Here is a 14,245-nt window from a genome sequence, read left to right on the forward strand (position 1 = left end):
TTGTATGATTCGCTTGTACTGCAAGGAGTCATCATTATCCGGCTCTGGAAAAAAACCTGTTATGCGTAAGTACATAAGTGACCTCTCAGTTCATTTTGGTGTGGTTCTTCCGGGTTTTGCTGGCTTGTTTTGATTGCCCGTATCAGGGTTGAACTCACCCAAATGCTTCCCTTGCCTGTCATAGACTTCAACTGCACCGTGCTGAAAATCCCATTCATAAATCCTACCTTTCCGGTCTTTCCAACGATCCCGTTTTTTTCCACCACCTTGAACTGTCGACTTAGGACGCACACTTACGGCATCCGGAAAAGCGGGTAGCAAATCTGGAGCGGCGTGATAGCCAACATTCGCTGTAACACTGACCACGATGTACAGCGGCCGAACCCCAGAATCCGCCGGAAATACCAGAATAAAATCCTGATACTCCGGCGGATAAACCGGGCTGACGATAATGTTGTCTGCCTGTTCCGTCGGCGGAAAAATCCACACTTGAGGTGCTTGCGGTGCCGCTTCCAGCGCCGGGATACCCAGCGTATCTGCCGGGTTCTCTGCGGGAGTCCAAATCAATTCAACCCCACTGCCAAAGTCAGCCACCTGCTGAGATCCGTGCGTTTCAAACGTCACGACAGGGACCATCTCCCAATCACGCCGGCTCTGAGTGTTGTACCCGTAGCCCTTGAGCGTTCCGTCAGCCTGCTCCTCTACCCGCAAACGAACCCGTGTTCGAGCTTGTTTGAGTGACCTCAGTTGATCGTCGGTATACAACGCACCGTCACCCAGACTCGATGGAGCAAGCAAAGCAACCAGCCCAACTAATGCACCCGCAGCAACTCCGGCAGTGACGACTCCGCCAGTTCCCACAACTGAGGTCGTTGCCGGAGCAATCGCTGCCCCACCCAATGCCAAAGAGCCGATGCCTACTGGCAAAACACCGCTGATCTTCTTGAGCGGCAAACGGCAAGAGCCATCGGCCTGACGACCTCCCAATAAGGTGAGCTCACCATACTCACCAACGCTATCCGTCGGCAAAAACCCCGATGGGCAGGTGTAGTCGATGATTGAATCCGGCAACTTACAAGACTTGGCAAAGACACAACCGGTGAGCGACTGACGCTTTTTCTGAAACGCCACTTCCCGGCTCTTTTCGAATGCGTCCTGCCTGGCGAGCATGGCCTCGTAGGCGTTTTGCCTGGCCTCTCTCTCTGCCAATTCAGTGGTGGTCATGTCCCGTAGCCGACGGTAACCACCTCCATCGTTATCATAGTGCTGCCACACTTGCGGTGTGTCCTTGCCCATCCGTTCCCCTCTCGGTCACCAATAAAACCACGGCTCAATGCCGAGGCCGGTGAAGTTACCGAGTGTTGGAAAGTGCGGTTGTAGGGCTAATCTGATCCTGCCGTGCGATCCTTCTTGATCGTCTATTGCGGATGATTCCGCTCCAAACTTGCCGCAAAATCCGGCCCGAGCCGACTCATCGGCATGCCCCTAATGGAAGATGCACCATGAACCTCGCCCCCAACTTCCCCGACGACCACGCCATGCACCTGCTGATGCAGCTGCTGCATGAAGAACTCGGCCTGCCTGAACGCAAAACCATCAGCCTCACCACCTCGATCAACTTCGACCTGGGCTGCGACGGTGCGAATGCGCGGCAGCTGATGGAAGCGCTGGAGGAACAGTTCGCCATCGACTTCGTGGACTACGACGCCTATCGCTACTTTCAGCCCGAAGGCTTTGATGTGTTTCTCAAGCGTCGGGCGAAGGGGCGTGGCGAGAAAGTGCCGTTGACCATTGGCATGCTCTACCAAGCGATCAAGGCGCAACGGTGGGATACGCAGGAGCTGGAGAACATCTGTCTGAACGCGTAAGTGGCATTATTCTGGCTGTTTAACGCTTTTTCAGCTGGAATATTGGCAGTTGTATTTCTGATGGTCTAAATCGCGCCCATAAAAAAAGCCGCCCCAAAGGACAGCTTTCTCTTAACTCAAACCACTACCGATTCTTACAACTTCGGCCCAGCAGCCTTGATCGCGTCGCTCACGTCGAACTTCTTGAAGTTCTCAACAAACAACCCAGCCAGTGCTTTAGCGGCTTCATCGTAAGCAGCCTTGTCAGCCCAGGTATTACGTGGGTTCAACAGGCCAGTCTCAACGCCCGGCACAACCAACGGAACGTCCAGGTTGATGGTGTCCAGGTGCTCAGTCTCAGCACCGATCAACGCACCGCTCTGGATCGCTGCAATCACGCCGCGAGTGGTCGGGATGTTGAAGCGTTTGCCGACGCCGTAGCCACCGCCGGTCCAGCCGGTGTTGACCAGGTAGACCTTGGAGCCGAAGCCGCGGATGCGTTTGATCAGCAGTTCTGCGTATTCGCCGGCCGGACGCGGGAAGAATGGTGCGCCGAAGCAGGTGGAGAAGGTCGACTTGATGCCGCTGCCGGAACCCATTTCGGTCGAGCCCACCAGTGCGGTGTAGCCGGACAGGAAGTGGTAGGCCGCTTGTTCTTCGCTGAGGATCGAGACTGGCGGCAGGACGCCGGTCAGGTCGCAGGTCAGGAAGATCACAGCGTTTGGCTCGCCACCGAGGTTCTTCTCGGAACGCTTCTCGACGTGCTCCAGCGGGTAGGCTGCGCGGCTGTTCTGGGTCAGGCTGCCGTCGGCGTAGTCAGCTTTCTTGGCGTCGTCCAGCACAACGTTTTCCAGGACTGCGCCGTGCTTGATGGCTTTCCAGATGACCGGCTCGTTCTTCTCGGACAGGTCGATGCACTTGGCATAGCAACCGCCTTCGATGTTGAACACCACGCCCTCGCCCCAGCCGTGCTCGTCGTCACCGATCAGGTAACGGCTTTCATCGGCAGACAGGGTGGTCTTGCCGGTGCCGGACAAACCGAAGAACAGGGTCACGTCGCCCGCTTCACCGATGTTGGCAGCGCAGTGCATTGGCAGCACGTCGGCGGCCGGCAGCAGGAAGTTCTGCACCGAGAACATGGCTTTCTTCATTTCACCGGCGTAGCGCATGCCGGCGATCAGCACTTTCTTCTGTGCGAAGTTGAGGATCACGCAACCGTCGGAGTTGGTGCCGTCACGCTCTGGCACGCACTCGAAGTTGGCAACGTTGAGGACTTGCCACTCTTCACGGCCAGCCGGGTTGTACTGAGCTGGGTTGATGAACAGGCAACGACCGAACAGGTTCTGCCAGGCAGTCTGGGTGGTCATCTTCACGGCCAGGTAGTGCTCTTCGGCAGCACCTACGTGCACGTGGGAAACGAAATGCTCTTGCGCGTTGTTGAAGGCCTCGACGCGAGCCCACAGGGCATCGAACTTGTCGGCCGGGAACTTGCGGTTGATCGGGCCCCAGGCGATGGCGTCCTGGGTGGTCGGCTCTTCAACGATGAAACGATCGACTGGCGAACGGCCGGTACGGTGACCGGTGCGAACAACCAGCGCGCCGGTATCGGCAAGCTCGCCTTCACCGCGATTCAGGGCTTCTTTAACCAGATCATCAACACTCAGATCGGTGTACACGGCGTTATTGGCTTGCGTCATGAGGTTCCCCGTCGGCCAGTGGCCGAGTGCTCCAAACGTTTTGTAGTAGAAAGTCGTGCACTACTACCGCGAAAAAAGTGGGCCGGATTATGCCAGAAAAGCCCAAAAAGTGTAGGGCCCTCCGGTCAGAACGGCGTTATTCCGGCGTTAAGCAGTGAATTTACCTGCACTGAAACGTTTTAGTGACGGGTATCTGACGGCGTATCGACCCCTGCACCAGCAAACAATTGGGTGATATCGGCCGCGTCGAACAGGTAACGTTCGTTGCAAAACTGGCAATCGATCTCCACGGCGCCACCGTGTTCGATAACGAGTGCCTGGGCATCATCCAGACCCAAACTGACCAACGCATTGCCCGAGCGTTCCCGAGAGCAGCTGCAATGGAAACGTAGGTTCTGCACGTCAAACAGGCGCACCTGTTCTTCATGATAGAGGCGATGGAGCACGGTTTCGTTGTCCAGGCTCAGCAATTCATCGGCTGTCAGGGTGCTGGCCAGGGCGGTGATGTGCTGCCAGCTGGCGGCGCGTTCTTCTTCGTCTTTCAGACGGTCGGCAGGCAATTGCTGCAGCAACAGGCCACGGGCACGACGGCCATCGGCGTAGAGCCAGAAACGCGTGCCGACCTGCTGAGACATGACGAAGTAGTTAGTGAAGCACTCCGAGAGAGTTTCGCCGTCGAGGTCGACGATGCCTTGGTAACGCTGGCCCTGAGTCGGGTCGACGGTCAGCGCCAGCACGCCATTGGGCATCAGGTCGGCGAGGGTCGCGTCGGGGGCGATCTTGTCGGCTTCGTAACGAGCCAGGCCGCGGATTTCACGCTCACTGGAGCACTCGATCATCAGCAACGGCACCGGGCCTTCGGAACGGGCCTGCAGAATCAGCAAGCCATCGAACTTCAAGGTGCCAACCAGCAACGCTGCCGCCGCCATCAGCTCGCCCAGCAGTTGCGCGACCGGCTCCGGATAGGCGTGTTTGGCGAGGACTTCGGCATAGCTACGCTCCAACCCAACCAGCTCGCCGCGGGTGTCGCTGTCATCGAAGATGAAGCGTTGGGTGTAGTCGTTATCCGATAGATTGGTCATAGGTCTGGGTATCTGAAAGGGTGACAAAAAATGAAAATCGCGTCATTTCCGCATTTTTGGGCGGGCAAAGTTCAGCCGTAAAGGCATTTTATGAACAATCCGGGGTTGTTCCAAGCAAGGTCAAACCTCGGTTTTCGACGAACGGCGTTTTCACTTTTCCGCTGTCGAGTACACCCATATGGCTGCACAGGTGCGTGATTGCAAGTCCGTGCCCGACGGCCGTCACTACTCGTCGTTGCTGTTACCGCGAAACTTGAACAGATCCCGACGCTGCTTCTTGCTCGGCTTGCCATCGGTGCTCACGCCCAATGCCCCGGCCTTGCGCATGGCCGCAGCCGCTTCACGTTTGGCGACGCTGGCTTCGGTTTCGGCATACAGGGCCTGAGCCTCCGGCGCACCACGGCGCACGATCGACAGCGCCTGGACCACCACCGTACGCTCCTCGAAGCCGGTGCGAATCTGAAACTCATCGCCAACCCTCGGCTCCTTGCCTGGCTTGCAGCGCTCGCCCCGGCAATGCACCTTGCCACTCTCAATCGCGGCCTTGGCCAAGGCACGTGTTTTATAAAAACGCGCGGCCCACAACCATTTATCGAGACGGACCTTGTCGTCCTCTTCGCTTTTTTGTGCCATTGGATGACCTCATTCTGAAATATCGATGAACTGTACTACCGTTTCTGTCGTGCCATGAATCACCACGCTGTGGATTAGAATGCAGGCATCCCCCGCACATTGAGGGATGGAAATTCGGGCAGTAGATATCTGTCGCCTTTTACCCATTATTCTGCGTGAATACCGCGAATTCGGCCGCACGCGGTCTGAGCGGTTTTTGCCGGTTGAGCACTTTTGAAGACATTTGACCATTTGACCGTTATCGGTCTGCGCGAGTGGGTGGCGCTCCCGGATTTGGGAGTCGCGGGCCTTCGGGCAAAAATCGACACCGGCGCCAGCACCTCCAGTTTGCACGCCACCGACATCGAGCCGTTCGAGCGCGATGGGGAACAGTGGGTGCGCTTTACCGCGCACCTGGGCACGGTGGTGCAACTGCGGCACCGACGCTGCGAAGCCCCGCTGGTAACGAGGAAAACCATTAAAAGCTCCAATGGCCATGCGCAGATGCGCTATGTGGTCAGCACCACCCTGGCCCTCGGTGATCGGGTCTGGCGGGTCGAGTTCACCCTCGCCTGCCGCAAGTCCATGCGTTATCGCCTGTTACTCGGTTCCAAAGCCCTGATCGACGGCCAGTTGGTGGTCAATCCGGGCATTAAATATGTACAAGACAAGCCGGTGTTCCCGGTATCTACCTTCTCCACAGGTGTTGCATGAAGATCGCTGTGCTGTCGCGGAACCCGCGTCTGTATTCCACCCGTCGTCTGGTCGAAGCCGGTATGGAGCGTGGCCATGAAATGGTGGTGATCGACACCCTGCGCGCCTACATGAACATTGCCAGTCACAAGCCGCAGATCCACTACCGCGGCAAGCCGCTGGAGGGTTTCGATGCAGTGATCCCGCGGATCGGCGCATCGGTTACGTTTTATGGCTGCGCGGTGCTGCGCCAGTTCGAAATGATGGGCGTGTTTCCGCTCAACGAATCGGTAGCCATCGCCCGTTCGCGAGACAAACTGCGTTCGCTGCAATTGCTGTCGCGCCGGGGGATCGGTTTGCCGGTCACCGGCTTTGCCCACTCCCCGGATGACATTCCCGACTTGATCGAGATGGTCAATGGCGCGCCGCTGGTGATCAAGGTGCTGGAAGGTACTCAGGGCATCGGCGTGGTGCTGTGTGAAACGGCCACGGCGGCGGAATCGGTGATCGAAGCCTTCATGGGCCTGAAGCAGAACATCATGGTTCAGGAATACATCAAGGAAGCCGGCGGCGCGGACATTCGTTGTTTCGTGGTCGGCGACAAGGTCATCGCGGCGATGAAGCGCCAGGCCAAGCCGGGGGAGTTTCGCTCCAACCTGCATCGCGGCGGCAGTGCGAGCCTGATCAAGATCACGCCAGAAGAACGCATGACCGCGTTGCGTGCGGCGAAGGTCATGGGGTTGGCGGTGGCGGGGGTGGATATCCTGCGCTCCAATCATGGGCCACTGGTGATGGAAGTGAACTCGTCACCAGGGCTTGAAGGGATTGAAACCACCACAGGGAAGAATGTGGCGGGGATCATCATTGAGCATCTGGAGAAGAATGGCGGGCCGAATATGACTCGGACCAAAGGGAAGGGTTGAGCCTGAAAAGATCGCAGCCTCGCTTCGCTCGACAGCTCCTACAGGATTGATCGTTCCCACGCTCTGCGTGGGAATGCCTCTACGGACGCTCCGCGTTCGGCTCTGGATGGGACGCGGAGCGTCCCGGGCTGCATTCCTTTGCTGCGCGTGGGAACGATCGAGTCAGACAGCATCCCGCGGCAACATCAACCCAAGCGGCAACCGTACCCGCGCTTCCAGCCCACCACCGGAGCGGTTGCGCAGCTCGACGTTCCCGCCATGCATCGAAGCGATCCGCTTCACGATTGCCAACCCCAACCCGGTCCCCTTCCCGCCCCGGGCCCGATCGCCACGGGTGAACGGGTTGAAGATCGCCTCCAGTTCCGACGGATCGATCCCCGCGCCACGGTCCATGACGCTCAGCACCACATACGGTGCACTGGTATCTCCAGACACATAAGCCGCCACTTCGACGCCGCTGCCGGCGTGATGCAGAGCATTGCCGATCAGGTTGTTCAGCAGCCGTTTCATCGACACCCGACGCAACGGGAACGGCTGGATCGGCTCCAGGCGCAAGTGCACTTTCTCTTCGTTCTGGTTGTACGGCGCGGCGACTTCGCGAACCAGATCGCTCAGGTCCACTTCTTCCACCGACTCGTCACGTCCGTCACGAATGAACGCCAGGAACTGATCGAGAATCGCATCCATGTCCTCGATGTCGCGCACCATATCGTCGGTCAGGTCACTGTGATCGCCCATCAACTCCAGGGACAGTCGCAAACGGGTCAGTGGCGTGCGTAGATCGTGAGAGACCCCGGCCAGCATCAGCTCCCGTTCGCGTCCCGCCTGTTCGACGTCTTCAGCCATTTGGTTGAAGGCGCGATAAACCTCGGTCATCTCGCTCGGTGTATCGCTGATCGGCAGACGCACGCTGCGACCCTGACCCAGTTGCCTTGCGGCATAGACCAGTCGTTTCAACGGTTGATTGAGCTGGCTTACGAAGATCCACGCCGAGGCGGTGGACAACAAACCAATGGCGAGGAACCAGCCGAGCACGTTCCAGATTTTCTGGCCGCGCAATGGATGCGGGTATAGCGGCACTTTCAGCCAGCCATCGCCCAGGCTGGGCGCCCGGACCCACAGCGCCGGCGGTGAGTGCATGCGTAATCGCACTTCGGTGTCGGCACCCAATTCGGCCTGCATCTGTCGCTGGTAGATCTCGCTGTAGGGCCAGTGCTGTTCGCCTTCCGGCACACCGGCACCCACCACCCGGATCAGGGTCGCGGCATCGGCGATTTTCGTGCGGTTCTCTTCGTCGGCGGCCCAATAGGCGCGCAGCGTCAGGGCGACGCCGTGGCTGTATTGGCGATCCACCAGCACATCTTCGTTCATCAACAGATAAACCAGGGTCAGCGCCTTGGAGAACAGGACGACGATCAGCACCAGCCACAGGGTGCGGGAGAAGAAGCTCTGGGGGAACCAAACAGGGGTTTTCATGGGTAACCGCTACACACTTGCAGGAGCGAGCGATGCTCGCATATTGCGGATCGCGAGTCTGCGGGAAAGGTCATCTGACCGTTACCCGCAAGACCCGCTCCTACAAATCACTAATCACTTCGTGGCGGCGCCATCCGGAACGAACACGTAACCCACGCCCCAGACAGTCTGGATGTAGCGTGGTTTGGACGGATCGGGTTCGATCATCCGGCGCAGACGGGAAATCTGCACGTCGATGGAACGCTCCAGGGCATCCCACTCGCGGCCACGGGCCAGGTTCATCAGTTTGTCGCGGGTCAGTGGCTGACGCGCGTTCATGACCAACGCCTTGAGCACCGCAAACTCACCGGTGGTGAGCATATGCACTTCGTCGCCGCGCTTGAGTTCGCGAGTGGCCAGGGACAGTTCGTAGTCACCGAAGGTCACGCTTTCGTCTTCGCTGCCCGGTGCGCCCGGCACCGGTGCCGCCTGACGACGCAGAACTGCTTTGACCCGAGCCATCAGCTCGTCCGGGTTGAACGGCTTGGCCAGGTAATCGTCGGCGCCCAGTTCCAGGCCCTTGATGCGGCTAAGCTCATCGCCCTTGGCGGTCAGCATGATGATCGGAATCTGATTGTTCGCCGTGCGCAGGCGGCGGCAAGCGGTCAGGCCGTCTTCGCCGGGCAGCATCAGGTCGAGGACGACCAGGTTGAACACTTCACGCGCCAGCAGGCGGTCCATTTGTTCGGTGTTCGGTACGGCGCGGGCACGGTAGCCCTTGCTGACGAAAAAGCGTTCCAGCAGGCTGCTCAGCCCAGGATCGTCGTCAACAATAAGAATTTTTTCGCCTTCAGCAATGTTTGCAGTGCTGCTCATTGGATGCTCCTTTGATCTCGGCGCGCATTATGGCGTAGCTGCCGTTATACGCACCGTGTGCATTGTTAGCAGATTTTTCCTTCACCGCCAGAAAACCGGGCATTGTGCCTACAACCAGCGATGCCCCCGAATGGACAGAACGCTGGTTATAATGCGCGGCCTTTTGTGTCAGGCAACGTCTGATCGTTACTGTTAGCAGCCGCTTTTTTTTTCATGACGCTGGCAGTAATTGTTCGATTTCACGGGTCAACGGGAAGCCTGTTGGCTCAGGTAGCGGCGCACGCCAGGCCGCTCAACCAGACTCGCCGAGCCCTTATCTCTGCGCCTGCGAGCCTGCTTTCACAATTTGTCAGGTGGTTTTATGGACAGCATCAACAGCCGCATCGCCGAGGAACTCGGCGTCCGCCCACAACAGGTCGAAGCGGCCGTCGCGCTACTCGATGAAGGCTCTACCGTTCCCTTCATCGCCCGCTACCGGAAAGAAGTGACCGGCAGCCTCGATGACATCCAGTTGCGTCATCTGGAAGAGCGTCTGCGCTACCTGCGAGAACTCGACGAACGGCGGATCAGCATCCTCGCCAGCATTCAAGAGCAGGGCAAACTGACCCCGCAACTCGAACGCGACATCAAACTCGCCGACACCAAGACCCGTCTCGAAGACTTGTACCTGCCGTACAAGCAGAAGCGCCGCACCAAGGGCCAGATCGCCCTGGAAGCCGGCCTCGGCGAGCTGGCCGACGGCCTGTTCAACGACCCGACCCTGAACCCTGAAGCCGAAGCCGCGCGCTTCATCGATGCCGAAAAAGGCGTGGCCGATGTGAAAGCCGCCCTTGAAGGCGCCAAGTACATCCTCATGGAGCGCTTCGCCGAAGACGCTGGCCTGCTGGACAAGTTGCGCAACTACCTCAAGCAGGAAGCCACCCTCAGTGCCCGCGTGATTGCTGGCAAGGAAGAGGAAGGCGCCAAGTTCCGCGACTATTTCGAACACGACGAACCGCTGAAAAGCATGCCATCGCACCGCGCACTGGCGATTTTCCGTGGCCGCAACGAAGGCATTCTCAGCTCCGCGCTGAAAGTCGGCGATGAACTGCCGGGCACCATGCACCCGTGCGAAGGCATGATCGGCCAGCAATTCGGCATCCAGAACCAGAACCGCGCCGCCGACAAATGGCTGGGCGAAGTGGTGCGCTGGACCTGGAAGGTCAAGCTCTACACGCACCTGGAAACCGACCTGCTGGGCGAGCTGCGCGACGGCGCGGAAACCGAAGCGATCAACGTGTTCGCGCACAACCTGCACGACTTGCTGCTGTCGGCCCCGGCCGGCCCGCGTGCCACCCTGGGCCTCGACCCGGGCCTGCGCACCGGTTGCAAGGTCGCCGTGGTCGATGCCACCGGCAAGCTGCTGGATCACGCCACGGTTTACCCACACGTACCGCACAACAAGTGGGACCAGACCATCGCGATTCTGGCTGCCCTGTGCGCCAAGCATTCGGTGGACCTGATCGCCATCGGCAACGGCACCGCCAGCCGTGAAACCGACAAGCTCGCTGCTGAACTGATCAAAAAATACCCAGCCATGAAGATGACCAAAGTCATGGTCTCCGAGGCCGGCGCATCGGTGTACTCGGCGTCGGAACTGGCATCCAAGGAATTCCCGGACCTCGACGTATCGATCCGTGGCGCGGTGTCGATTGCCCGTCGCTTGCAGGATCCACTGGCTGAGCTGGTGAAGATCGATCCGAAATCCATCGGCGTCGGCCAGTACCAGCACGACGTGTCGCAGCTGAAACTGGCACGCGGCCTGGATGCAGTGGTCGAGGACTGCGTGAACGCCGTCGGCGTCGACGTCAACACCGCCTCCGTGGCGCTGCTGGCGCGCATCTCCGGCCTCAACGCGACCCTGGCGCAAAATATCGTCAGTCACCGCGACGAGCATGGCGCCTTCAAAACCCGCGCCGCGTTGAAAAAAGTCGCGCGTCTGGGTGAAAAAACCTTCGAACAGGCCGCCGGTTTCCTGCGCGTGATGAACGGCGACAACCCGCTGGATTCGTCCGCGGTTCACCCGGAAGCCTATCCGCTGGTGCAGCGCATTGCCGCTGAAACCGACCGTGACATTCGCTCGCTGATCGGCGACGCAAGCTTCCTCAAGCGCCTCGATCCGAAGAAGTACACCGACGAAACGTTCGGTCTGCCGACGGTCACCGACATCCTGCAAGAGCTGGAAAAACCCGGTCGCGACCCGCGTCCCGAGTTCAAGACCGCCGAGTTCCAGGAAGGCGTCGAAGACCTCAAGGACCTGCAACTGGGGATGATCCTCGAAGGCGTGGTCACCAACGTGACCAACTTCGGCGCCTTCGTCGACATCGGCGTGCATCAGGACGGTTTGGTACACATTTCCGCGCTGTCGGAGAAGTTCATCAAGGATCCGCGCGAAGCGGTGAAGGCCGGTGATGTAGTCAAGGTGAAGGTCATGGAAGTCGACATCCCGCGCAAACGCGTTGGCCTGTCGATGCGCATGAGCGACACCCCGGGCGAGAAGATCGACGGTGCCCGTGGCGCGCGTCCGGGGTCGGCACCACGCCAATCCCAGAACACCGCACCGCGCAAGGAAACCACGGCAGCAGCCCCAGCCAACAACGCCATGGCTTCGCTGTTCGCTAACGCCAAACAGTTGAAAAAACGCTGATGGAGATCCCGGCCGGCTTGACCGAAAGCGCGTTTTTCAAGCTGCTGGGGTGTCGCTTGCACAGTCTGGAAACCGGGGTGGCGCAAGTCGCCCTGGCGCTTGAGCCAGAACTGCGCAATCGCGGCGGCAAACTGCACGGCGGCGCACTGTTCAGTCTGGTCGACATTGCCATGGGGCTGGCCTGTTCCAGCACCCACGGCTTTGACCAGCAGAGCGCAACCATCGAGTGCAAGATCAACTACATCCGCGCCGTCGCCGACGGTGAAGTGATGTGCACGGCGCGGGTGATCCATCCGGGTCGCCGCACGCTGGTGGTTGAAGCCGACGTGATGCAAGGCGACAAACTCGTCGCAAAAGCACAAGGCACGTTCGCTGTCCTGTAGCCCCCAATCATCAATTTGAGTTAATTTCGGCGCTGTGACTGCAGCGTCGGAGTTTTCTGTGGGAGCGCCTGTGGCGAGGGGGCTTGCCCCCGTTTGAGTGCGTAGCACTCACAATATCTTGGAACATCAGAGATTTTGGGGCTGCTTTGCAGCCCAACGGGGGCAAGCCCCCTCGCCACAGGCCGCTCCCACAGGGGATTGCGGCGATCAATCCTTGGCTGGCTGACAGCAGGCCAGTGCGGCCCGAAAACCAGGCGAAAACGCCAGTTTTAACTTCACCCTTGTAGACCGTCTTGCCCACCCCCATATTGGGGCGACTGACGCGTGAAGGAATCCAACTTGAGCGAACTTCTCAACCGCCGCCTGGCTCTGCTCGGCGAGCGCGCTAACCTCTCTCTGCTCGAACAGTGCCTTCACGGCATCGAACGTGAATGCCTGCGCGTGACAGGCGAAGGGCGCCTGGCGCAAACGCCGCACCCCGAAGAATTGGGTTCCGCGCTGACCAACGAACAAATCACCACCGACTATTCCGAGTCGCTGCTGGAGTTCATCACGCCAGCCCTGCCAGACCCGGCGGATACGCTGGCGAGCCTCGATAAGATCCATCGGTTTGCCTACAGCAAGCTCGGCAACGAGTACCTGTGGAGTCCATCGATGCCGTGCCCGTTGCCGGCCGAGGAAGACATCCCGATCGCTTATTACGGCACCTCCAACATCGGTCAGCTCAAGTACGTCTATCGCAAGGGCCTGGCCCTGCGTTACGGCAAGACCATGCAGTGCATCGCCGGGATCCACTACAACTTTTCCCTGCCGGAAAAGCTCTGGCCGCGGCTTAAAGAGGCCGAAGGCTTTGTCGGCACCGATCGCGATTATCAGTCGTCGGCCTACATCGCGCTGATCCGCAACTTCCGTCGCTACAGCTGGCTGCTGATGTACCTGTTCGGCGCCTCGCCTGCGCTGGACGCCGGTTTCCTGCGCGGTCGTTCGCATCAGTTGGAACAGCTGGACCCGGACACGTTGTACCTGCCGTACGCCACCAGCCTGCGCATGAGTGACCTGGGTTACCAGAGCAACGCCCAGGCCGGTCTGACGCCGTGCTACAACGATCTGACCAGCTACACCGACAGCCTGCGCAAAGCGGTGGCTACGCCTTACCCCCCGTACGTCGAGATCGGTACGCACCAGGACGGTGAGTGGGTTCAGCTCAACACCAACATCCTGCAGATCGAAAACGAGTACTACTCCAACATCCGCCCGAAACGCGTGACCTACACCGGCGAACGGCCGATCCAGGCGCTGGTGGCCCGTGGCATTCAGTACGTCGAAGTGCGCTGCCTGGACATCAACCCGTTCCTGCCGATGGGCATCGACCTCACCGAGTCGCGGTTCCTTGATGCGTTCCTGTTGTATTGCGCGCTGAACGACAGCCCGCTGCTGACCAGTACCAGCTGCGGTAACGCGACGTCGAACTTCCTCAGTGTGGTCAAGGAAGGTCGTCGTCCGGGCCTGCAATTGCAACGTGACGGGCACCCGGTAGACCTGAAGGAATGGGCCGGCGAATTGCTGGAAAAGATTGCGCCATTGGCGGCGTTGCTGGATCAGAGCCATGGCGGCGATGCTCACAGCAAGGCGCTGGACGCACAACTGGCCAAGGTCAAGGACTCGTCCCTGACGCCATCGGCGCAGGTGTTGGCGGCGATGGCCGAGCACAAGGAAAGCTTTGCTCAGTTCTCCTTGCGTCAGAGTCAGGTGCACGCAGAGTTTTTCCGCAGCGAGCCGCTTTCAAGCGAAGAACAAGCTAAATTTGAAGAGCTGGCGCGCTCGTCGCTGGCTCAGCAGGTGGAGCTGGAACAGAACGAAGTCGGCGATTTCGATGTGTTTGTCGGGTCGTATCAGGCGAGTATTCTGGCGATCAGCAACTAAACTGCCAGAGTAGGTCCCCTCTGTGGCGAGGGGGCTTGCCCCCGTTGGACTGCACAGCAGTCTCAAAA

Annotated in this window: 12 protein-coding genes; 6 read left to right on the plus strand and 6 right to left on the minus strand. The window is 59.3% G+C overall.

Annotated features, from left to right (window positions below; translation table 11 throughout):
* Positions 1–90: 90 nt before the first annotated feature.
* The gene (locus JFU11_RS17720; RefSeq protein ID WP_201121335.1) at positions 91–1,296 is read right to left on the minus strand and encodes an S-type pyocin domain-containing protein; all 1,206 of its coding nucleotides are present in this window, start codon (positions 1,294–1,296) and stop codon (positions 91–93) included.
* Positions 1,297–1,502: 206 nt separating this feature from the next.
* On the opposite strand from JFU11_RS17720, the gene JFU11_RS17725 reads away from it, so the two are divergent.
* Positions 1,503–1,868: a DUF1493 family protein gene (locus JFU11_RS17725; RefSeq protein WP_123721707.1), complete on the plus strand. Its 366-nt coding sequence runs from the start codon at positions 1,503–1,505 to the stop codon at positions 1,866–1,868.
* Between the two features lie 134 nt (positions 1,869–2,002).
* Here the strand turns inward: JFU11_RS17725 and JFU11_RS17730 are convergent, their stop codons facing one another.
* The 3 genes from JFU11_RS17730 to JFU11_RS17740 form a co-directional block, all read right to left on the minus strand.
* Entirely contained in the window at positions 2,003–3,544 is a 1,542-nt protein-coding gene (locus JFU11_RS17730) for a phosphoenolpyruvate carboxykinase (protein WP_201061563.1), read from the minus strand.
* Between the two features lie 179 nt (positions 3,545–3,723).
* Positions 3,724–4,626 (minus strand): Hsp33 family molecular chaperone HslO, encoded by a 903-nt coding sequence (gene hslO, locus JFU11_RS17735; RefSeq protein ID WP_050681816.1) that lies wholly within the window; start codon positions 4,624–4,626, stop codon positions 3,724–3,726.
* Between the two features lie 225 nt (positions 4,627–4,851).
* On the minus strand, positions 4,852–5,259 hold the full coding sequence (locus JFU11_RS17740) for a S4 domain-containing protein (RefSeq protein WP_038978494.1): 408 nt from the start codon (positions 5,257–5,259) through the stop codon (positions 4,852–4,854).
* Positions 5,260–5,490: 231 nt separating this feature from the next.
* Here JFU11_RS17740 and JFU11_RS17745 point away from each other — a divergent pair, with 231 nt between their 5' ends.
* Complete coding sequence (locus JFU11_RS17745; RefSeq protein WP_173667533.1) at positions 5,491–5,952, plus strand: ATP-dependent zinc protease; 462 nt, start codon at positions 5,491–5,493, stop codon at positions 5,950–5,952.
* Positions 5,949–6,854 carry a 30S ribosomal protein S6--L-glutamate ligase gene (rimK, locus tag JFU11_RS17750; protein WP_008005189.1) on the plus strand — a complete coding sequence of 302 codons (906 nt, stop codon included), beginning with the start codon at positions 5,949–5,951 and terminating at the stop codon, positions 6,852–6,854. The genes JFU11_RS17745 and rimK overlap by 4 nt, the downstream gene beginning before the upstream one ends.
* A gap of 162 nt (positions 6,855–7,016) precedes the next feature.
* On the opposite strand, the gene JFU11_RS17755 is transcribed toward rimK, so the two are convergent.
* Together JFU11_RS17755 and ompR are read right to left on the minus strand one after the other, a co-directional pair.
* Positions 7,017–8,330, minus strand: a complete 1,314-nt coding sequence (locus JFU11_RS17755; RefSeq protein WP_123721709.1) for an ATP-binding protein — start codon at positions 8,328–8,330, stop codon at positions 7,017–7,019.
* A 114-nt stretch (positions 8,331–8,444) separates the two neighbouring features.
* Positions 8,445–9,185 (minus strand): two-component system response regulator OmpR, encoded by a 741-nt coding sequence (gene ompR / locus JFU11_RS17760; RefSeq protein WP_007903084.1) that lies wholly within the window; start codon positions 9,183–9,185, stop codon positions 8,445–8,447.
* A 361-nt stretch (positions 9,186–9,546) separates the two neighbouring features.
* On the opposite strand from ompR, the gene JFU11_RS17765 reads away from it, so the two are divergent.
* The 3 genes from JFU11_RS17765 (at position 9,547) to gshA (ending at position 14,177) form a co-directional block, all read left to right on the plus strand.
* Positions 9,547–11,871 (plus strand): Tex family protein, encoded by a 2,325-nt coding sequence (locus JFU11_RS17765; RefSeq protein WP_201061564.1) that lies wholly within the window; start codon positions 9,547–9,549, stop codon positions 11,869–11,871.
* On the plus strand, positions 11,871–12,254 hold the full coding sequence (locus JFU11_RS17770) for a PaaI family thioesterase (protein ID WP_008076564.1): 384 nt from the start codon (positions 11,871–11,873) through the stop codon (positions 12,252–12,254). The genes JFU11_RS17765 and JFU11_RS17770 overlap by 1 nt, the downstream gene beginning before the upstream one ends.
* A gap of 339 nt (positions 12,255–12,593) precedes the next feature.
* Positions 12,594–14,177: a glutamate--cysteine ligase gene (gene gshA, locus JFU11_RS17775; RefSeq protein ID WP_123721710.1), complete on the plus strand. Its 1,584-nt coding sequence runs from the start codon at positions 12,594–12,596 to the stop codon at positions 14,175–14,177.
* Positions 14,178–14,245: the final 68 nt, after the last annotated feature.

It is taken from the genome of Pseudomonas sp. TH37, assembly GCF_016650735.1.
GTDB lineage: Bacteria > Pseudomonadota > Gammaproteobacteria > Pseudomonadales > Pseudomonadaceae > Aquipseudomonas > Aquipseudomonas farris.